Origin of the sequence: Actinomadura nitritigenes, from assembly GCF_017573545.1 — a bacterium.
Taxonomy (GTDB): domain Bacteria; phylum Actinomycetota; class Actinomycetes; order Streptosporangiales; family Streptosporangiaceae; genus Spirillospora; species Spirillospora nitritigenes.
Map to the genome: position 1 here is coordinate 1 of NZ_JAGEOK010000057.1, position 20,104 is coordinate 20,104.

The 20,104-nt window shown below is 68.9% G+C and carries 18 protein-coding genes and 2 pseudogenes; 13 read left to right on the top strand and 7 right to left on the bottom strand.

Features of this window, described 5'->3' with window-relative positions; all coding sequences use genetic code 11:
• Positions 1-197: 197 nt before the first annotated feature.
• Entirely contained in the window at positions 198-860 is a 663-nt protein-coding gene (locus J4557_RS46425; protein ID WP_208273892.1) for a TetR/AcrR family transcriptional regulator, read from the bottom strand.
• A gap of 574 nt (positions 861-1,434) precedes the next feature.
• Here J4557_RS46425 and J4557_RS46430 point away from each other — a divergent pair.
• On the top strand, positions 1,435-2,388 hold the full coding sequence (locus J4557_RS46430) for an alpha/beta hydrolase (RefSeq protein WP_208273893.1): 954 nt from the start codon (positions 1,435-1,437) through the stop codon (positions 2,386-2,388).
• Between the two features lie 222 nt (positions 2,389-2,610).
• On the opposite strand, the gene J4557_RS46435 is transcribed toward J4557_RS46430, so the two are convergent.
• Complete coding sequence (locus tag J4557_RS46435; protein ID WP_208273894.1) at positions 2,611-3,324, bottom strand: class I SAM-dependent methyltransferase; 714 nt, start codon at positions 3,322-3,324, stop codon at positions 2,611-2,613.
• A 114-nt stretch (positions 3,325-3,438) separates the two neighbouring features.
• Here J4557_RS46435 and J4557_RS46440 point away from each other — a divergent pair, with 114 nt between their 5' ends.
• Entirely contained in the window at positions 3,439-3,621 is a 183-nt protein-coding gene (locus tag J4557_RS46440) for a type 1 glutamine amidotransferase family protein (protein WP_208273895.1), read from the top strand.
• 181 nt (positions 3,622-3,802) lie between these two features.
• Positions 3,803-5,092: an FAD-dependent monooxygenase gene (locus J4557_RS46445; RefSeq protein ID WP_208273897.1), complete on the top strand. Its 1,290-nt coding sequence runs from the start codon at positions 3,803-3,805 to the stop codon at positions 5,090-5,092.
• A gap of 359 nt (positions 5,093-5,451) precedes the next feature.
• Here J4557_RS46445 and J4557_RS46450 read toward each other — a convergent pair whose 3' ends face one another.
• Positions 5,452-6,609 carry a GDSL-type esterase/lipase family protein gene (locus J4557_RS46450; RefSeq protein ID WP_208273898.1) on the bottom strand — a complete coding sequence of 386 codons (1,158 nt, stop codon included), beginning with the start codon at positions 6,607-6,609 and terminating at the stop codon, positions 5,452-5,454.
• A gap of 109 nt (positions 6,610-6,718) precedes the next feature.
• On the opposite strand from J4557_RS46450, the gene J4557_RS46455 reads away from it, so the two are divergent.
• From J4557_RS46455 to J4557_RS46470, 4 genes and pseudogenes are all read left to right on the top strand, one after another.
• Positions 6,719-7,186, top strand: coding sequence for a MarR family winged helix-turn-helix transcriptional regulator (locus J4557_RS46455; RefSeq protein WP_208273899.1), 468 nt, complete (start codon positions 6,719-6,721; stop codon positions 7,184-7,186).
• Positions 7,187-7,758: 572 nt separating this feature from the next.
• A pseudogene (locus J4557_RS52415) lies at positions 7,759-7,932 on the top strand (DUF4158 domain-containing protein); the annotation flags it as partial.
• A gap of 285 nt (positions 7,933-8,217) precedes the next feature.
• Positions 8,218-8,432: pseudogene (locus tag J4557_RS46465) on the top strand (IS5/IS1182 family transposase); the annotation flags it as partial.
• 353 nt (positions 8,433-8,785) lie between these two features.
• The gene (locus tag J4557_RS46470) at positions 8,786-10,042 is read left to right on the top strand and encodes a cation:proton antiporter domain-containing protein (RefSeq protein WP_208273903.1); all 1,257 of its coding nucleotides are present in this window, start codon (positions 8,786-8,788) and stop codon (positions 10,040-10,042) included.
• Positions 10,043-10,305: 263 nt separating this feature from the next.
• On the opposite strand, the gene J4557_RS46475 is transcribed toward J4557_RS46470, so the two are convergent.
• Positions 10,306-10,881 (bottom strand): TetR/AcrR family transcriptional regulator, encoded by a 576-nt coding sequence (locus J4557_RS46475; RefSeq protein WP_208273905.1) that lies wholly within the window; start codon positions 10,879-10,881, stop codon positions 10,306-10,308.
• A 143-nt stretch (positions 10,882-11,024) separates the two neighbouring features.
• On the opposite strand from J4557_RS46475, the gene J4557_RS46480 reads away from it, so the two are divergent.
• Positions 11,025-11,921 (top strand): SDR family oxidoreductase, encoded by an 897-nt coding sequence (locus J4557_RS46480; protein WP_208273907.1) that lies wholly within the window; start codon positions 11,025-11,027, stop codon positions 11,919-11,921.
• A gap of 90 nt (positions 11,922-12,011) precedes the next feature.
• Here J4557_RS46480 and J4557_RS46485 read toward each other — a convergent pair whose 3' ends face one another.
• Complete coding sequence (locus J4557_RS46485; RefSeq protein ID WP_208273961.1) at positions 12,012-12,821, bottom strand: transposase family protein; 810 nt, start codon at positions 12,819-12,821, stop codon at positions 12,012-12,014.
• A gap of 288 nt (positions 12,822-13,109) precedes the next feature.
• On the opposite strand from J4557_RS46485, the gene J4557_RS52050 reads away from it, so the two are divergent.
• From J4557_RS52050 to J4557_RS46500, 3 genes are all read left to right on the top strand, one after another.
• Positions 13,110-13,427: a recombinase family protein gene (locus J4557_RS52050; RefSeq protein WP_307800601.1), complete on the top strand. Its 318-nt coding sequence runs from the start codon at positions 13,110-13,112 to the stop codon at positions 13,425-13,427.
• A gap of 51 nt (positions 13,428-13,478) precedes the next feature.
• On the top strand, positions 13,479-13,670 hold the full coding sequence (locus J4557_RS46495) for a hypothetical protein (protein ID WP_208273911.1): 192 nt from the start codon (positions 13,479-13,481) through the stop codon (positions 13,668-13,670).
• Positions 13,671-13,895: 225 nt separating this feature from the next.
• Entirely contained in the window at positions 13,896-15,182 is a 1,287-nt protein-coding gene (locus J4557_RS46500; RefSeq protein WP_208273913.1) for a DUF2716 domain-containing protein, read from the top strand.
• 645 nt (positions 15,183-15,827) lie between these two features.
• Here J4557_RS46500 and J4557_RS46505 read toward each other — a convergent pair.
• The gene (locus tag J4557_RS46505) at positions 15,828-17,042 is read right to left on the bottom strand and encodes an MFS transporter (protein ID WP_208273920.1); all 1,215 of its coding nucleotides are present in this window, start codon (positions 17,040-17,042) and stop codon (positions 15,828-15,830) included.
• Positions 17,043-17,201: 159 nt separating this feature from the next.
• Between J4557_RS46505 and J4557_RS46510 the strand changes: the two genes are divergently transcribed.
• Entirely contained in the window at positions 17,202-17,669 is a 468-nt protein-coding gene (locus J4557_RS46510) for a MarR family winged helix-turn-helix transcriptional regulator (protein WP_208273923.1), read from the top strand.
• A 176-nt stretch (positions 17,670-17,845) separates the two neighbouring features.
• Complete coding sequence (locus J4557_RS50505; protein WP_243777438.1) at positions 17,846-17,956, top strand: alcohol dehydrogenase catalytic domain-containing protein; 111 nt, start codon at positions 17,846-17,848, stop codon at positions 17,954-17,956.
• Between the two features lie 529 nt (positions 17,957-18,485).
• Here the strand turns inward: J4557_RS50505 and J4557_RS46520 are convergent.
• Positions 18,486-20,015, bottom strand: coding sequence for a serine/threonine-protein kinase (locus J4557_RS46520; protein ID WP_208273926.1), 1,530 nt, complete (start codon positions 20,013-20,015; stop codon positions 18,486-18,488).
• Positions 20,016-20,104 lie beyond the last annotated feature (89 nt).

Consider the following 20,104-nt stretch of genomic DNA (forward strand, 5'->3'; position numbering starts at 1 on the left):
TTTCGGCTACCGGCGCCTGACCGTCCGCTACGAACGCCACGGCCACCTGTTCAACGCCTTCCTCGTTCTCGCCGCAGCCATCACCTGCTACAAGAAGCTCACACAACTCCCCACATGAGACACGCTCTTAGGAAGCATTCATGAACCAGGCCGCAGCCATTATCTGCTGGCGACGCCTCGTAGGCTGATGTTACGACCTAAGCGCTCAGGTGGACCATGGCCGCGTAGAGTTGATCCCCGGTCAGTGGCGGTTCTGGAAGCTCGTGCCGGTTCGGGGCCCGGTACGCGTCGATCATAAGGTGCAGGTTGCGCCGCCAGGCGTGCGGCGCGGTGTGGCTGGTGGCTTCGAGAATACGGCCGTTGGCCCAGACCAGGGTGATGATGTCGGCCTCGGTGATGTCCGGGCGCACCTCGCCGTGCCGCTGGGCGCGACGCAGGTTCGCCTCGATGAGTCGGTACAGCCGTTCGTGCATCGCCTCGGTGCGGTCGCTGGCCGGGAACCGCATCGAGACCAGGTCGTTGAAGCCGCGGTCGCCGGCCTGCATCCCGAACAACGATTCCAGAAATGCGCAGAAGCCTTCCCACGGATCGTCCATGTCCAGGGCGCGTTCGGCGGTTGCGACGAATTCCTGAAGTTTCGGCTCGAAGACGGCCATCAGCAGATCGATGCGGGTCGGGAAGTGCCGGTAGAGCGTCCCGATCGCCAGGTCGACGTCGCGGGCGATCTGTTCGAGGGAGGCGTCGACGCCGTGCTCGGCGAACGCGGCCTGCGCGGCGGCGATGAAGCGCTCACGGTTGCGCTGCGCGTCGCGGCGCCGCGGCCGGTCGGGCTCACCAGGGGATTCAACGGTCGGCGGCATGCTCCGAGGATACCTATGTGAGGGGCCCCTCATGTTGTGTTACGGTCGATGAACATGAGGGGCGCCTCACCATCGGTGCGCCCACTCGACCACCGGAAACCGGAGCACACCTATGAGCCTTCCGGACGACCTGAACCCCGCCGATGCGGCCGACCCCGCCGGTCAGATCCTCGGTGGGTGCGTTCGGCGCCCATCCCGACCCGCATCACCGGCGCCGCTCGCTGGTTCTCGGCGTGATTGCCGCGGGCGGCGCGGATCGGCTCGGCGATCGGGGTCGCGTTGATCAGCACCTTCGCGGCCACCTTCGTCCGTGGTGCGCTCATCCGACCCAGGATCTACATGCGCGACACCGCCGTCGCGCCGCCCATCGACGACCCCGTCCGCTCGACCGCGTAGCTCACACCATCGCCCGAACGCCACGGCCCGACCGTTTGAACCGGGTGCCGAAAGAGCTTTTGCGCATGTCGGGCGCGGGCGAGCACGGTGCTCCATAGGAGGTCGTGGATAACGTCATGCGACGCTCCATTCATCTACCTCGATAACAAATCCGATTCATGGGAAGGACGGAACGCGGATGTCGGTAGTTCGAGAGAAGGTTCGTTTCTCCAGCGGCGACACCGAGTGTGCGGCCTGGCATTATCCGGGCTTCAACGGCGGCTGCGTGATCATGGCGGGCGGGTTCGCGGTGACCAAGGAGCCCGGCACCGATCCATTCGCCGAGCGGTTCGCCGGCGCGGGGTTCACCGTTCTGGCCTTCGACCATCGACGGCTGGGGGACAGCGGGGGCGCGCCGCGCCAGGTGGTGCGGATCAGGGACGAGCTCGCCGACTGGCGAGCCGCGATCGGGTTCGCGGCGACGCTGCCGGGAGTGGATCCGGGCAAGCTGGCGCTCTGGGGATTCTCGCTGTCAGGCGGCCACGTCCTGCGCATCGCGGCAGGCGACCGGCGGGTCGCCGCAGCGATCGCGCAGACGCCCAATGCCGACTGCCAGGCCATCGTGCGCAATGCCGCACGCCACCAGACGCCGCTGGCGATGCTGCGGCTGACCGGCCTGGGCGTCCTCGACGCCCTGGGTGGCCTGTTCGGCCGACCGCCCCTGCTGGTCCCCCTCAACGGCGAGCCGGGCAGCGTCGCGTTCCTCACCACGCCCGACGCCCAGGACACCGGCCAAGCGCTCAACCCCGGCAACCGCTACCCGCAATGGCAGCAGGCCGCCGCCGCCCGTTTCGCGCTGTGGCTCGGCTTCTACCGGCCAGGCCGCCGCGCCTCCCGAATCCAGTGCCCCCTGCTCGTCCTCGTCTGCGACCAGGACACCTCAGCCCTCGCCGCACCGGCGGCCGCCGCGGCCGACCGCGCCCCCCGCGGCGAACTCGTACGGTTGCCCGGCGGGCACTACCAGCCATTCCTGAGCGGACACGAGCAGGCCGTCACCGCCGAACTGTCCTTCCTGCGCCGCCACCTCCTGGACCGGCCACCGGCCGATCCCGACGACACCACCGCAGGCACCGCAGCCCACCGACCGGAGTGAACGAGACGAACCCATCGGCGCGGTAGATCAAACACGCCTGCGCCGGCGGCGTCCCTACCAAGGAACGGCACGGCGCGGTGCCGCTCTAGCCAGGTGCGGAGGGGCGACCGGGTGTTCGGGGCCGCCGCAGGGGAGACTTCCGATCCCCCCGGCACGAAGCGGAGCGCATACATGTTCCGGCTCCTGGGCGAGGAGCGGCCTGGACCATGCCGGTAGGTGTGTTCAGGGGGTGGCCGGTTTGCGGGCGGTGAGCAGGCGGGTCGGGACCCACGGACTGCCCCACCACGCGCGCCAGCCGAGGCCGCGCACGCGGATGTCCTGGGCGTTCAGTCGGGCCAGCGCCGCAGCGTACTCGCGAGGGGTTCGCGCCAGGTCGGCGATCAGCAGGCGGCCGCCTGGCCGCAGCACCCGGTACGCCTCGGCGATCGCTCGGGCGCGGGCGTCCGCGCCGAAGATGGTGTGCACCGTCAGGCTGGACACGACCAGGTCGAAGCTTGCGTCCGCGTACGGGAGTCTGCGCAGGTCACCTCCTTGCACGTGGACGCGGTCGGCGACGCCTTCGGCGCGGGCGTTGCGCAGGGTCGCCGCCGGGGTGTTGCCGGACTGGTCCCGTCCGCGCCACAGGTCCACGCCGACCGCCTGGCCCTGGGGGAGGCGCCGGGCGGCGGCCAACAGGACGGCGCCGCGTCCGCAGCCGAGGTCGAGCAGCCGTTCGTCGCCACGCAGGTCCAGTTCGTCCAGCACGTCCCGCCAGACCAGGAACTTGCCGCGAAGCGTGGCGTGCAGGCTCAGGGCCAGGCATCCCGCCAGCAGGGTGCCGGAGACCAGCGCGGGCAGCGCGGCGGCCAGATCGGCGGTAACCGCCATCACCAGCCCGGTCACCCAGAACCCCAGCACGACCAGGCCCACGAAGCCGAACCCGTAGGGTGCATCCATCCCGTATCGAGCGCCAGGCATCCCGCCACTCTGCCACGAACCGGGCGCTCGGGGGCTGGCTACGACGCAGTGGTCCATTGCCGACCAGATCGCCGCTGAGTACCCATCGCCGTGGTGACGCCCGACCCGGTCTTCATCCGTGACGGCGACGTGTGGACGGGCGCCGGGCTGAGCGCGTGCCTGGACCTGGCGCTCGCGCTGGTCGCCGACGACCCCGGGCAGGACGTCGCGCTGCGCGTGGCACGGCAGCTGGTCATTCACCTGAATCTCGTCGCCTACGTGGCCTCCGGCACCTGAACCAAGGCCGCTTTCCGGAATGCGCTGGTCTGCCGAGTTGAGGATGTTTGCGGGAGCGTGGTCGCGATATCGGTCGTGCCGATGAATTCTGTGCGGATCCGTGGTCGATACGGCTGGACACCGACAGCGGTAGGCCTGTGCTGGAAACGTCCAGCGCGGGAGGCAGCGCGTGGAGGCAGTGATGAGCGTCGACGATTCCAAGCAGGAGCACACCATCCGGACTGGCGAGCAGAGGATGCGGGTGGGCGGTCCCAGGGTGTTGGTGACGGGGGCGAGCATCGCGGGCCCCGCGCTGGCCCACTGGCTGCGCCGGTGGGGAGCCGAGGTGACCGTGGTGGAGCGGGCTCCTGAGCTGCGTCCCGGCGGGCAGGCGGTGGACGCGCGCGGGGTGGCCAGGGAGGTCATCGGGCGCATGGGGCTGGAGGCGGCGGTGCGGGCGGCGTGCACCGACACCGCCGGCGCGCACATCGTGGACGCGGACGGGCGAGTGCTGGAGACCTTCGGTGTCGAGGACGACGGTGGCGACGGGTTCATCGCGGACATCGAGATCCTGCGCGGGGACCTGTCCCAGGTGCTCTACGACGACACCCGCGACGGCGTCGAGTACGTCTTCGGCGACCGGATCGCGGAGCTCGCCCAGGACGCGGACGGGGTCGACGTGGTCTTCGCGGGCGGCGACCGGCGGCGTTTCGACCTGGTGGTCGGGGCGGACGGGTTGCACTCGCCGCTGCGGGCGATGGTCTTCGGACCGCACGAGCGGTTCCTGCGCCACCTCGGACACGTGCTGGCCTTCTACAGTGTGCCCAACGAATTCGGGCTGGACCGCTGGCTGCTGGAGTACCAGGACCAGGAGTCCGGGCGCTCTGCCCTCCTGCGGCCCATCCAGGACGCCACCCGGGCGATGGCCATGTTCTACTTCGCCTCGGCCGACTTCGACGTCGACTACCGTGACGTCGCGGCCCAGAAGGTCCTGTTGCGTGAGCGGATGGCGGGCCTGGGCTGGTTGACCCCGGACATCCTCGCGCACCTGGACGACACCCCGGACTTCTACCTCGACCAGGTCGCCCAGGTGGTGATGGACCGCTGGTCGAGCGGACGGGTGGGGCTGCTCGGGGACGCGGCGTTCAGCTCCTCGCCGATGTCGGGGCAGGGCACCGGGCTGGCGCTGGTCGGCGCCTACGTGCTGGCCGGAGAGTTGGCCGCCGCCGGCTGGGACCCCGACGCGGGGTTCGCCCGCTACGAGGCGCGGATGCGCTCGTTCGTCGAGGCCAACCAGGAGATCGGCCGGTTGAACGCCCGTACCCGCGACGTCCCCGGGCCGGACGCCGAGCCGCGCCCCGATTTCACCGGCGAATGGTTCACCGAACTGGTCGGGCGCGCGATCAACGGCGTCGAGCTGCCCGACTATGCGGGGGTGCCGGACTCCGCAGCCCCGGCCGGATCGCCGATCGCCTCGTCGGCCAGGCCGTAGGTGTCACATAACGTGCCGAGAGGGACCACGCTTCGGTGGGACACTGCCGGACGACCTCCGCTCATGCCGCCGGGAGGCGCTTGATGCCGGCCCTCCGGGCACCGGCTGGTTGAGGCAATGGCTTGCAAGGCGATCAACGACCCGGGCGGCTACTTCGGCTGGAACCTGGGCGCCCCTCGACCAGTTCTTGTCCCTGCCGACTCTGGCACTCCGCAGGTGATCTACGCCGCGCACCGCAGATGAAGCTGGCACTCAGGCGGAGTCCCGGCGGCACCCCGCAATTGCCGCGGCTCGACTGTCAATCCTCGTGGTCCTTTCGCGGGGGAGAGGGGCACCGTGCCGGGACGTCGGCTGGAGGGTTAGAGGGTGAGGGTGCGGAGGTCGACGGACTCGGCCAAAAGGCGGGCGCCGGTGTCGTTGAGGTGCATGCCGTCGCCGCCGTCGAGGTCGGGGCGGATGAAGTCGGGGTCATCGGGGTTCTCGACGGCGCGGGCGACGTCGAAGACCGAGTCGAAGAGGTCCGTGGTGCGGATCCAGTCGTTGACGCGGCGCCGCGCCGCCAGCCCTTCCGGGGTGCTGACGCCGGGGTAGACGGCGCCGGCGAAGGGACCGATCGTGGCGGCGAGGATCTTCAGGCCGGCGGTGTGGACGCGGTCGGCGAGGCGGGTGAAACCGTCGATCAGGTCGTCGGACGTCGCGGGCGGCTGGCCTGCCATGCCCGGCAGCCCGAGGTCGTTGATGCCGAAGTGGACCAGGACGTGTGTGGCCCCGGGCACCGACAGCGCGTCGCGGTCGAGCCGGGCGAGGGCGTTCTCGCCGATCTCGTCGACGAGCAGCCGGTTGCCGGCGATCCCTTCGTTGACGACCCAGCCGCGGTCCAGCCGCGCGTTGAGGAAGTCCACGGACCGGTGGTCGGTGTCGGGAGTGCTGCCGACGCCCTCGAACCAGGAGTCGCCGAACGCGACGGCGATCGCGGTGCCCTCGGGGGCCAGGACGTCCACGCCCGTCACGTAGAACCTGGCCTGGACGTGGTCGGCGCCGGGCAGGCCAGGCGAGGCGGTGAGGTCGCCGTCGGCGGCGTAGGCCGTCTGCATCGGCATGTGCGAGTAGGTGGCCAGGCCGGTCTCGTGCGGCAGGTAGAGGCTCAGCGCCAGGGCGGTGCCCGCGGTGACGGGCAGGTCGACGGGGTCGCTGACGGCTTCGCCGCCCGCCGGGACGGTCACCTGCGCCGCGCCCGAGAACCGCAGGGCGAGGTCGGTCTCGGGGACGATCTCGTCGCCGGCCTTGCGCACTGCGATTCGTGCTGCGCCGATCGTCAGCGGGTCCCGCCCGTAGCGGTTGCTCAGCCGGACGCGCAACGCCTCGCCGCCGCCCGCCATCCGGAGCACCTGGCGGACGGTCTGGTCGGCGAAGCCGCGCGGCTCGTTCAGCTTGATCTGCTCGTAGGGGCTGATGACGCCGGTGCGGAAGCCGGCCACCCAGGTCCGGCCCGGTGTGGGCTCGGTGCTCGTGCTCATGACGCCCTCCAAATAGTTGACGCGAGGAATATTGATGAAGCAAGCATGAGGGCAAAATATTCCCCATGTCAACTATCCCGGCATCAAGCATCGACGGTAGGGTCGAGGCATGGACGACCTGTTCGCCGATCCCCGCCTGACGACGATGGGACTGCTCTTCGAGGCCCATGAGGGGCTGCTGACCAAGCTGGAGCCCGTCTTCAAGGAGCACGGCATATCCGGGCTGGACCTCAACGCGTTGACGCGGCTCAGCCGCTCGCCCGGCCGGCGGTTGCGGATGAGCGACCTCGCTACGCAGACGTCCCTGTCCACCAGCGGGATCACCCGCCTGGTGGACCGCCTGGCCCGCGCCGGCCTGGTCGAGCGGGCGCCCTGCCCCGACGACCGTCGCACCATCTTCACGGTCCTCACCCCGAGCGGCGCCGACCGGCTCGCCGCCGTCCTGCCCGACTACCTCGCCGTCATCGACCGCTGGTTCACCGGCCTGCTCACACCCGAACAACTCACCGCCGTCGTCGACGGCCTGCGCATCATCCGCGACGCCGCTCGCCCCGAGGCCACCCACACCTCCGACTGAGCAGTGAGCAGGACCCCGTCCGTCCCCGGCGGTTTGGCATCGCCGCCCGGTTACGATCACGTACTCCGATCGACGCCGGGGGCAGCTCCACGTCATCATCGAAGCGTCCGAGTAGAACCATGCCGCCCCGGTGCGGCGGCCGCCACCCCTTGCACCAGCCGCTGAAGCTCGCCCCGACTCCAGCGCCCGGCTGCTTGAGCTGATCGGGTTCGGCGGCGTGGCCCGCGACGGTGAGGTCGTCACCAGGGCGACGCCGGCCGCCACGCCACGGGCTGCCGGCCGCCGGTGGATCGCAGGGCATATCGATAGGCACGTCACGTCTGTGGCCTACGATGCCGGCGAACTGCGGCATCACCGGCAAATCGACCCGCACCCGCGCCTGGATGTGAGCCTCGCATTCGGCCGCCAGGTAGATCTCTGCGGCCTGGGCAACGGTTTGAGACGGCGCATCGCCCGAGGGCGGTAGGCATGTGAGGAGTATCGGAACGTCCAGGAGCGGCAGCGGCTGGACCTACGCTTCGGTTTGATCGCTCGGCTCCTTTGGCCTGGTCACGGCTCCGACGTTGCCGGGCATGCCAGTGGATTTCTTGTCTGATGAGCAGGCGGCCAGGTACGGGCGGTTCGAGGTGGAGCCGTCGCCGGGTGAGCTGGCGATGTTCTTCCGGTTGGATGAGCGCACCTTGACGCACGCCCGGTCGAAGCGGGCACCGGCGAATCGGCTGGGGTTCACGGTGCAGTGGGGCGCGGTGCGGATGCTGGGCGCGTTCGTGACCGAGAACCTGTCGGCGGTGCCGGAGGTGGTGGTGCGGGCGGGGGAGGGGAAGGCCACGGGACCGGTCTCACCGACCGCTGCTGAGCACGAGGTCGGGGATAAGCCGCCCGAACGCCGTACGACCCCACTGAGATTCTCGGCTCCAGCGGCGCGTTCGAAGGCCTGCACGCGCTCCTCGGCGGCGCCGAGCTGCTCGCGCCAGCCCCATGGCCGGCGATGCGGCTGCCTCGTGTACTCGCTCCCGTTCGTGGCCGACAGGGCCTACCAGGACTGCGGGCGCGCACATACTGCGCCGTACAAGGGACGTGAGAAGGCCGAGCCGCAAAAGGACGCCAACCGCGCACACGTCAAACTCCGCGGACCGGCGAACGAGCGAATGCCCAGCTCAAGTCATGGAGAGTCCTGCGAAAGCTGCGCTGCACCCGCCTCGTCAACGCCGTCCACACACTGCAACTCCGGGAAGCCGGAGCAGGCTGGAAAAGGCTCAGTGCGTCAAGGGCGACTATGGTGACGTTGATATGTTGTTGGACTTGGCTTGACTTCCTTTGGTGACCGCCTCAATTGTCTCGATCTCAAGCCATCTCACTATGCAAGAACTTGGCCACCTCTTATAGGCGACCGGGCGGTAGTCGCGTACTCTCACAAATCGTGCGTTTTAGGCTTATCGTCAAAAGAGAGTTGATCGAACGTGCATACGTAGGCTCGCAGGAGCCATGGCGCCTCTGCATGCGAAGACGATTAGGTGTTGCGGGCGATTCAGCCCGGGCGGAGCAACTCGGATCAAGTGGCTTGACCATTAAGGGGAGCCCTCTTTGACCAGTCATCAAGTGCAGCTGTTCCTCCTGGACGTAACGTTGATCCTGGTGGTGGCGCGCGGGCTCGGCGCGCTGGCCGGGCGTGTGGGGCAGCCGGCCGTAGTAGGCGAGATTATCGCCGGTATTCTGCTCGGGCCCACGCTGATGGACGGCGCGATCTCGGACGCACTGTTCCCCGCTGACGTGCGGTCCTCGCTTACGGGGATCGCGAATCTCGGTCTGGCTCTGTTCATGTTCGGCGTCGGGCTCGAAGCAGACGCGGGCGCGCTGCGAGGCAGGGGACGGCTGGCCATCGGCGGACTTCTCGGAGCCAACCTCGTCCCTCTCGCGCTGGGCATCGGTCTGGGGTTCTACCTGCTGTCCGGTTATTCGGTGCGAGGCGCGTCGCCGACCGCATTCGTGCTGTTCATCGGTCTGGCCGTCTCAGTGACGGCCTTCCCGGTGCTCGCGAGGATCATCGAGAGCCGGGGGTTGTTCGCCACGGAGCTGGGCGGACTGGCGCTGGCGATCGCTGCCCTGGTCGACGTGGTGGCCTGGGCTGAGCTAGCCGTCGTCCAGGCCATGGTCGGTGGCGGAGCAACGTTGTGGCGCACAGCCTTGTTCATCCTCTACGGGGCCGGTGTGCTCCTCGTCGTCCGGCCCGCGTTGCACAGGCTCATCCGCGCGGAGCGGAGCCAGCGGGCCCCCGCGGTGTGGACCTTTCCCCTGATTCTGGCAGGGGCGCTGCTGTCCGGTGCGGCCACCGAGGCGATGGGCATGCACTTCATTCTCGGTTCCTTTCTGTTCGGCATGGCCGTGCCGCGCACCAGCGGCGGCGCATTGCATGCCGACATCAGCGACGGCATCGCCCGGCTCACCTCGGTGCTGCTGCCGGTGTACTTCGTGGTCGCGGGGCTGCAGATCAACCTGACGTCCCTGAAGATCTCCAGCCTCTGGCAGTTCGGCGCCATCCTTTTCGTCGCGGTGGTGAGCAAGCTTGGCGGGACCTACCTGGGGCTGCGGACCCAGGGCATGTCCGCGCGGCCCTCAATGGCCATCGCAGCCCTGATGAACACGCGGGGGCTGACAGGGCCGATCGTCGTAGGAATCGGCCTGCAAATGCACCTTATCGACGGCGAGTTGTACTCACTGATGATCGTCATGATGCTCGTCACCACCCTGATGACCGATCCGTTGCTGTCGCTGACGTTCCGCGGCACAGTGAAGATCCCCGGCTCCATCCGCGAGGGCGGAGAGTCCGCGGAATTGCAAGTGACAGGGCGGCCCTGATGGGGGTGCTGTTCGAGTTCCAAGCGAGGGGCTCCCGCCGCGGCCAGAGTGCTGTAGATGCCGGATGAGGCGACGTTGCCGCCGAGTCCACGCCGCGCCTTCCTCAGTCTGCTGTTCGACTACTACACGCTCGCCCGCCGGCCGACAGGCCCGCGGAGAGGATCGGAACGACCTGTAGCGACTGAGGTTTTCTCAACCAATACGCAAGAGGTCGTGCGCCCTTCGTGCTTGCGGCGACCCGGGTAGGCGCGGGTTCGGTCGCCTCAGGCCTCCGCGTCCGTCATCAGGGCCCGGAACTCGCGGAGCAGGCCGATGCAGATGTCGGCGAAGGAGCGCTGCTCACTCTCGTGCAGCCACTGCGAGAAGGCGATGCCGAACACCGTCACGCCTGAGTGCGCGGCCAGGGTGGCGGCGGGCTCGTCGACGCCTCGCTCGCGCAGGGCTCCGGCGAGTGCGGCGGCGAGGTCGGCAAGCTTGTTCCGTTCGCGTTCCTGCAGTGCGGGGTTCTGGTCGATCACGCTCTGGCGCATGCGGGAGTGGGGGCGTCGCTCGTCAGGGAAGAACTCGGCGGCGCTGTGCAGGGCGCACGCGGCGATCGCGAGCGGGGACGCGTCGGCCGGCGCGCCGTGCACACCGTCCAGGAACTTCGCGACGAGCGCGTCCTGTCCTCGGAACAGGACCTCGCGCTTGTCCTCGAAGTGGCGGAAGAAGGTGCGTTCGGTCAGGCCGACGGCCTGCGCGATCTGCGTCGCGGTCGTCTGCTCGAACCCCTGGGCGGCGAACAGTTCGAGCGCGGCCTTCTGCAGCCGGTCAGCGGTTCCGGGTTCCCAACGCGCCATGCCGTGGAGTGTAGGTGATGACAGCTGCTGACTTCACGCGTATGGTGATGTCCGTTGCTGACGTCAGTCGCTGACGTCGATTTCGATCCTGGACACCCAAGCGCTCCGCCCGGCGGCGGGGCGTCGAGAGAGGCCGATCACCTATGCGCGTCTTCGTTACCGGAGCCACCGGATGGATCGGCTCCGCCGTGGTCGACGAACTGCTCGCCGAGGGCCACGAGGTCACCGGCCTGGCCAGGTCCGATGCCTCCGTCGCAGCCCTCAGGGTGAAGGGGGCCCGCGTGCGCCGCGGGGGCCTCGACGACCTCGGGAGCATCCACGGCGGAGCCGAGGAGGCCGACGCCGTCATCCACCTCGCCAACAAGCATGACTGGTCGGACCCGGTCGCCACGGCCGCGGCCGAGCGGGCCGCGGTCCAGACCATCGGGGACACGCTCGCCGGAAGCGGCCGGCCGTTCCTGCTCGCCTCGGGTGTGGCCGGACTTGCCTCGGGCCGGCCCGCCACCGAGCACGACACCTCACCCTTCCACGGCCCGGACTCGCCCCGTGGCGGCAGCGAGAACCTGGCGCTCGAGTTCGTCGACCGCGGTGTGCGCACCGTGAGCCTGCGCTTCGCGCCGACGGTGCACGGCGCCGGCGACCACGGGTTCATCGCGGTCATCGCCGACGTTGCCCGGCGCAAGGGCGTCTCCGGTTATCCCGGCGACGGCACCAATCGCTGGGCGGCGGTGCACCGTTCCGATGCGGCCCGCATGGTTGCGCTTGGCCTGGACCGTGCGCCGGCCGGCAGCCTGCTGCACGCGGTTGCGGAAGAGGGCGTGCCGACCCGCGAGATCGCCGAGGTGCTCGGGCGCGAACTCGGCCTGCCGGTCAGCTCGATCGACCCGGACGACATCGGCGACCACTTCGGGTGGATCGGCCGGTTCTTCGGCGCGGACTTCCCAGCGACCAGCGAGATCACCCGGAGAATGCTCGACTGGGCCCCGGCCGGACCAACCCTCATCGAGGACCTGGAAGCGGGTGCGTATTCGGCGCGGTGACCGCGTCGGCGCCGAAGCGGCGCAGTCGGGCCACAGACCCGCAGGCCATGAGGCTGGAAGTGATCACCACTGACGTTCTGTCAGCGTTGATCACTTCCAGATTCCGTTGAGGACGAGGGCACCGCGGGCGATGTCGCCGATCCGACTGGGGCTGACGGTGACGTGCTGCAGAGTTCGCCAGCGCTGCTTGAGCTCTGCGGCAGCGCGTTCTCCAAGAGCTCGGACGCTTCTGATCAGGTTGTTCGTGGTTCGTGTGTCCACGTGCAGGGCCTGCTCGGAGCGACCCTTCGGGCGTCGCACCGGGACGAGAATGCCGATCCCGGCGCCGATGTAGCCCTTGTCCGCGAGGGTGGGCAGGCCATCGGCCGCCGCCTTGCAGAGGGCGGGATGCGCGTGGATGCGGGCGGCGGTGATGTCGGGCGTGGAGCCGGGCTCGACGTCGGAGACCCACAGCGGGGTGCCGTCGGGGCCGGACAGGAATTGCGCGTTGCCGCCGAATGCCTTGTGTTTCTGGCTGAACCACAGGTCGTTGCCGTTGTCCCGGACGCCGGCGAGGCGGTTTGATTCGATCAGCATGCCGTCGAGGATCACGTGGGTCATGCCCTCGCGTCGGCAGTGGTCCAGGACCTCGTGCAGGTCCGGGGCCTGGGCGGCGAGGACGTCGATGCCTTCGTGCAGGTAGCGGTAGCCGGTGGCCTGGGAGACGCCAGCGTCGCGGGCCAGGCAGTGCACGCAGCCGCGCTCATGGAACCAACGCAGCACCAGCACGGCCTGGCGGAACGGGCCGGGCGCGCGGCTGCCGCGTGGAGTGCCGATCCGCCGCCGGTGCGCGGCCAGCAGGCGAGAGAGGTAGTCCACGACGTGGCGCGGGACATCGAGCGTGGCAACATAGGTGACCAACGTGAAGCCTGTGGTGGTTACGGACATGATCTTGTGGTGAGACCTGTCCTACCAGAGGCTTTACGTCTCTTCACAGTCGGGCACGGAACGTCCGACCTGCTCATGCATGGGGTGGTTCACACTTCTTCGCGTAGATCATTTCGCTGAGAAAACGTCACTGGCTCGGGAGAGCGGGGCGGGTGTCGCTGGGTTTGCGGGAGCGGCCTTTTTGGGCGGGGTTTTCCGGACGGCATCGCGGCAGGTCGCTGGGGTGTCCAGGACAGTAGACGTTTCCAGACGCCTTGGAGAGTGGGATGGCGAAGCGGCCGCCGAAGGGACTGCCGCCCGAGGACCCATCGGCCGGGCGCCCGGCCGAGGCGGCGGCCGGGTCTTCGCCTACACGCGGGTGTCCACATCAGAACCCCCGGCTCCAGCTCGAAGTTCTGGCAGTTCGATCGGTGGGGCCGCTCGGCCGGGCACGTGCTGACTATCGTGACCGAACTGCGCGAGCGCGGTGTGAAGGTGATCAGCCTGACCGAGAACTACGACCTGGACAGCAAGGAGGGCCGGTTCATGTTCGCGGTCCTCGCGGCGGCCGCCGAGTACGCGCTCGAGCTGCGGGCCTAGCGTCAGGCGGAGGGCATCACCGCGGCCAAGTGTCGCGAGGCCGAGGGCCGGATGCTGCCGGGAAGGCGGCGCATCGGCCGGCCCCACGTGCTGGGCCCGGCCGAGCTGGACATCCTCCACCGCCTGGTGGACGAGAGCGTGTCGGTGACCGAGGCCGCTCGTAGGCCGAAGATCGGCCCGTCCACCGTCTACGGGGCGCTGGCGGCCGCCAGGCAGAACAACCCGGCCGCACTGGGGAAGTGAGTGACGGAGCGGCGGAGCTCAAGGCCTCAGCCAGCCTGCTCCAGGTCGCAGGAGCACCACCAACGGCCGCTTGAGGTGGGCTGTGCCTCCAGGTCGGTCGGCGTGATCTCGGGGTTGCGGCTGGTGGTCAGCGTGCCGCGCTGTCGCCCTTCCTGCCGTCGGACAAACCCGAGAGCCAGGCATTAAGCGGTGGTGTCTCGGGCATCGCCTTGCTTGGATGCCAGCGTGGCGCTGGATGTGGGGCATCTCCTGGCGGAGCACGACGGCACGCTGCGGGGTCACGTTCGAATGTTTCCGCGGCTTGGCACCGTCGTAGAGCGGATCGGCCCGCTGAACCTTACGCACTACGGCACCCACTGCGTCGTCGACCACCGTCCACTGGAGGCGGAGGACTCGGCTTCGGTCACACGGCTTGTCCGGCAGGTACAGGCATCCGCAGCCGCGCGTGCGGAACCTGTGGAGTGGCGTGTGTTCCACCACGACGCAGCGGCGTCGCACCTGAGCATCGCGCTCGACGCGGCCGGCTTCGCCGCAGGTTGGGAGCGCAGTGTCTTGGTCGGTGAGGTCGCCGAACTCGACTTCCCCGAGCCGGAGCCGGTGTGGGAGGCCGGATCGGTCCGATGGGATGAACCGCGGGCGCAGCAGGCACTCGACCTTGCGGCCCGAACCGGCCCCCACCGGGTCCCCTTGGCGACCTGGCACGCAATGCGCTCCATCCCGTACTGGGACGTCGAGGTCGGTGTGCTGACCCACCGCGGAACGGTCCTCGCAGCCTGCTGGGTGGAGAACGTCCCTGACACCGCCTACGCCGTCATCGGAGGGCTGACCGCAGCCCGCCCCGAACTCCTGGCTCAGCTACCGCTGTGGCGGTTCCGGCCGTCGCCCAAGCAGTTCCTGGTCGCCGATGCCGACGGGCAGGTGCGTGACGTTCTGCTTGTCACCGGATTCCGTGAGGTCACGACCGTACGATCCCACCACTGGACCCTGCCTGGTGAAGTCGCGGCGACCCCGCCCGCAAGGCACTCGCTCTACAACGACGAGGACGGACAGATCGCACGCCGCTGCGAGGCCCGCGTCCGCTTCGACTATGACAGCGGCAGAGGACGCTATCGCGCGCCAGTCGACTCGCGCCGCTGGTTCTACGGCCTGCTGGGCGGTCGCAACGACCCGGTGATCGCGGCCGCCGAAAGCGTCATCGAACGCGGTCTGCGCGCCTGCGTCCGAACCGGCGAATGGGTGTACCAGTACCGGCCCTACCTCAACGGATGGGAGTTCGACCCGCACCGCGTCGGCGGCCCCGGACAGCCGTCCTGGCCGGGAAGCGCCATCGCCGACGACGAGTTTCAGTTCCTCGTCACGGCGGACGCCCGCCTGGGCACGTTCGGCCACTACGCGGAACAAACCCTCGTCGTCTTCGGAGAAGACCTCCTTGCCCAGGTCGCGGACGACCTAGACCGTCTACTCGGCGGTGGGACCTGGACTTTCGGTTCGCCTACCTCCCACCCGGCCTAGGTTCCAGCGGGCAATAGCCCGTGGTGATGAACAGCTCGTCGCGGGTGATGCCGGAGGTGGTCAGGGCCTTGCCGACTCACGCTTCGTTGCCGTAGACCGCGGCGGTGTCCACGGAGCGGTAGCCGGCCCCGAGGGCGGCCGTGACGGCCGTGGCCGCCTCGGCGTCGGGACCTGGAAGACGCCGAAGCCGAGCCGGAGGATCTCGACGCCGTTGTTGAGTGTGACGGTGGGGATGGAGCTGTATTCGTAAGGTCCTCGTGCGGGAGCGTGTGATGCGGTGAGTTGTGGTGGTTCGGGTCGTGCTGGGTGCGGGGCCCTCAGGCGAGGGTGGCGAGTGCGGTGGTGGCGAAGCCGTTGTCTTGGTCGGGGGCTCCGCCGCCGATGGCCCCGATGAGGCGGCCGTCGCGGGGGACGCGCAGGCCGTCGCCGTCGATGAACAGCAGCGGGCGGTCGAGGGCGGTGGCCAGGCTGTGGCGCGGGCCGTCGGACTTGACCAGGTCGACGAGGTCGGCGGTCGGGGTGTTCAGAGGGAGCGCGGTATACGGGCGGCGGGGCTGGGGCCGGGAGTGGTCATGGCGGGTCTGCCCTCTTTGCCCATGAGGTTCGGGTAGTTCGTGTATCCGGCCTCGCCTGTTCTGGCCGGGGTCAGTGGCCGGTCAGGGTGTTGGTCCGTTGCGTCTGCGCGGAGCCGGCCACGGTCCTGCCGGTGGCCGGGCGTGTGCGGCGGTCGAGGAACGCGGCGAGGAAGGACAGGAGCAGGGCGCTGGCGGAGAGCAGGGCGCCGACCCAGTTCGGCGCGGTGTAGCCGAGCCCTGCCGAGATCACCACGCCGCCGAGCCAGGCGGCCAGTGCGTTGCCGAGGTTGAAGGCGCCGATGTTGACGGCGGAGGCCAGGGTCGGGGCGGCCGAGGCCTGGTCGAGGACCCGCTTCTGCAGCGGCGGCACCGTGGCGAAACCGAGCGCGCCGATCAGGGTGACGGTGATCGCGGCGAGGACCTTGTCGTGGGCGGTCGCGGTGAACAACAGCAGCACGGCGGCCAGGGCCGCCAGGGTGGTGAAGAGCATCGGCATCAGGGCCCGGTCGGCGAACCTGCCGCCGAGCAGGTTGCCGAGGAACATGCCGATGCCGAACAGGACGAGCAGCCAGGTCACAGCGCCCTCGGGGTAGCCGGCCACCCGGGTCATCATCGGTGTGATGTAGGTGATCGCCGCGAAGACGCCGCCGTAGCCGAGGACGGTCATCGCCGTGGCGAGCCATACCTGCACGTTCTTGAAGGCGGCGAATTCGGTGCGGATGGTTCCGGTCTCGGGCCTGCCCTGCTCGGGGACGAGTTTGGCGACGCCGAGGAGGCCGATGATGCCGAGGGCGGCGACGATGGTGAAGGTGACGCGCCAGCCGGCCACCTGTCCGATGTAGGTGCCGCCGGGGACGCCGACGATGTTGGCCACCGTCAGGCCCATGAACATCAGCGAGATGGCGGAGGCCTTCTTCTCGGGAGCCACCAGGTCGGCGGCGACCACGGATCCGATGCCGAAGAACGCGCCGTGGGCGAGCGAGGCGATGATCCGGCCGATCAGCATGACGCCGAAGCTGGGCGCGATGGCCGAGAGGGCATTGCCCACGACGAACAGGCCCATCAGGAACATGAGCATCTTCCTGCGGGACACCTTGGTGCCGAGCACGGTGAGCAGCGGGGCACCGACGACGACGCCGAGGGCGTAGCCGGACACCAGCCAGCCGGCGGTGGGGATGCTGACGCCGAAGCCGTTCGCGACCTGGGGCAGCACACCCATGATCACGAATTCGGTGGTGCCGATCCCGAAGGCCCCGATGGCCAGGGCCAGGAGCGCGAGAGGCATGGGGAGAGGTCCCTTCCAGGCAATTGCGCGAGGTGATTACGGGCGCTGACAATAGTTGCATACGCGGGCTACATGCAAACGAGGGATGATGTAGACTGGTTATGTCATCGCGCGCAAGTGTTGATGGCGCAGGGCAGGTCCGCCGAGGAAGGGAGTCTCGTGACCGCCACCGACCCAGCGCTCTCCGCTCTGGCACAGGGCTGGTGCGCCCTCTCCCTGCTGCACGGCAAGATCGAGGCGCACCTCGAACGCGTACTGGAGACCGATCACGGCCTGAGCGCCCGTGAGTACTCGCTGCTCGACGTGCTCAGCCGACAGCACGACGGAGAGGGAGGACACCTGCAGATGAAACAGGTCGCCGACGCCGTCGTCCTCAGCCAGAGCGCGACCACCCGCCTGGTCACCCGCCTCGAGGACCGCGGACTGCTGTCCCGTTACCTGTGCCCCACCGACCGTCGGGGGATCTACACCAACGTCACCGACGCTGGTATGGAGCTGCTCGAGGCGGCCCGCCCCGCCCACGACACGGCCCTGAGCGAAGCACTCGCGGAGGCAGCCCAGGACGCCAGGCTCGAACCACTGGTCCAGGCCCTGCGATCGCTGCCGACCCCGGTCGCCACCGCCTGAAGGAACGCATCCGTCCGTGAAAGCCGTGGCACTGCGCCGTTAGGTCGTCCTGAAGACCTGGAACGGACAGAGCCTACGGACCCGAAGGTGGCACCCGGCGACGTTCTCGTCCGCGTGAAGGCGGCCGGGGGCAACCCGGTCGGCTGGAAGCTCGCCGAGGGACGCTCAACGTCATCATGAAGACCGGCTTCCCGCTGATTCCCGGCTGGGATGTGGCCGGCGTCGTCGAGCAAGTAGGTCTCGACGTCACCGAGTTCGCCCCCGGTGACGCAATGACTGTGGCGTGAACTGGAACGCCGTCACCAAGATCGTGATCAGCCCGAGCGTGACGGTGGAATTCGAGGCCACGGCGATCCGGCGGCTCTGACAAGGTCCCCCTTCGCGCGCCCGCATCCGGGGCTGCGTCTGCTTGCGATGACCGATCAGGATAAGGATCTTGGTGCTGCAGCGGATCGCCGTCCTGGAGCGCCAGCTTGCCGGAAAGCGAGTGCGGTTCACTGCGGCGGAAGGGGCGCTGCTCGCGGTGCTGCTTCACCGGTTGCCTTCCGGCGCGCTGCGGCGGATGTGTTTGCTGGTGCGGCCAGCTACGGTGCTGCGCTGGCATCGGAACCTGGTCGCGGGCCGGCACGCCGCTCGCTCCAGCCCCGCGCGGCCGGGCCGCCCACCGACCGTTCGCTTCATCCGGCTGCTGGTACTGCCTTTGGTGGGGGAGAACCCGGGCTGGGACTATCGGCGGGTGCACGGTGAGTTGCTGGGGTGCTCGGCGTCGAGGTCGCGGCCTCCACCGTTCCTCAGGGCCCACTCTTCAGTTCGTCTTCACTTCCAGGAGATCGTGTATTCGTTCGGCGATCCCCCCGCGCCCCCGAACGTTCGCCAACGAGCCGCGACGACTGTCGAGTCGGAGAAAACCAACTCGCTTTCGGTCTGAGCACTGTGCGGCGCCAGCGAGGAGCTGGGCCGCGGGCACGCATTGGGATAGCCGGCAAGGGGGATGCTCGCCCAATCCTTGGCGGAGGCTCCACTAGGGAGTACGCCTGAGATATGGCTGGCGACATCGGTGACGTCGCCGACGGACATTGTGCGCTCGCCCCTGTTCGTCACCGAGAAACGGATGCAGTACGACGCATGGAACTTCGGCCTGTCCTTCGGCTCGAAGTCGGTGACGGGAAGCTGCTCGATGGTGTTGACCGCCAGTGCTATACGGTCCACGGGGCCGGTGGTCCCGGTCTGATGAAGGACGAATGCCAGGTCTCGAAGTTTGAGGGTCTGTCCGGAAGGGGTCACATCGCTGCTGGATCCGTTCTCTTTGGTGCCGGACCCGAATTTGGAGAGGGCGTAGAGGCCCAGGCCGCATACGGCAAGGACGGCCAGGATCACAGCGACCGTACGGACGGAGGGCAGCGGTGGGGCGAGCGGCGATCCCGGGCCTGGCGACGCAGTGGCCGGCATCGTTTCCGGGGCCAGCGGCGGTGGGACCGGAACCGTTTCCGGGCCTTGTGCCTGGGGAGTTTCCGCGGTGGCCCCATTGAGACGCGTGATGACCGCGGTCGCGTCGTGTGGGCGATCCTCGGGCCGTTTGGCGAGCAGTTCGAGCACGAGCGCGTTGAGATGGTCCGGGATGTCCGCACGCAGGGATCGCGGTGGAGCGGGGATCTTCTCCAGATGCTGGTAGAGGATCGCGGCCAGGCTGGCGCCGGTGTCCACCCAGGGAGCACCGGTGAGCATCTCGTACAGGACGCAGCCGAAGGCGTACAGGTCCGTCCGCTGGTCGACGGTGCGGCCCTGGATCTGCTCGGGTGCCATGTACATGGGGGTGCCGGCGGACCCGCCGGTGGCCGTGATCTTTGTGGCGTCGGCGAGGCGGGCGATCCCGAAGTCGCAGACCTTCACCCGCTCGCCCTTCAGCAGGAACAGATTGGCAGGCTTGAGGTCCCGATGCACGATGCCTCGTTCGTGCGCGGCGGACATCGCGTCGAGGACCTGAACGGCGAGGTCCGTCACTCGTTCGATGGGCATCCCGTCAGGGTGTTCGCCCAGCGTTCGTTGCAGGTCCCGGCCTTGCATCAGCTCCATCACCAGGAAGAGCAGGCGTTCGTCACCGTATTGATGCTCGTCGATGTCGAACACCGTGGTGATGCCCGGATGATTCAGCGTCGCGGCGATCTCGGCCTCCCGGCGGAACCTCGCCACCGCGGCCGGGTCCGCCGCCATCGTCAGGGGCAAGATCTTGACCGCGACCGGGCGCCGCAACCGTAGATCGACACCCCGCCACACCTCTCCCATACCGCCCCGGCCGAGCGGCTCCTCCAGCCGGTACCGGTCGGCCAGTTCCAGACCATCCCGCACTCATGCCTCCACCCGGCCCGAAGGGATAGATCGTGCAATCGGAACATTCCACCAGACCCGGTGACGAGGGTCCAGTTCGCCCCAGCGCC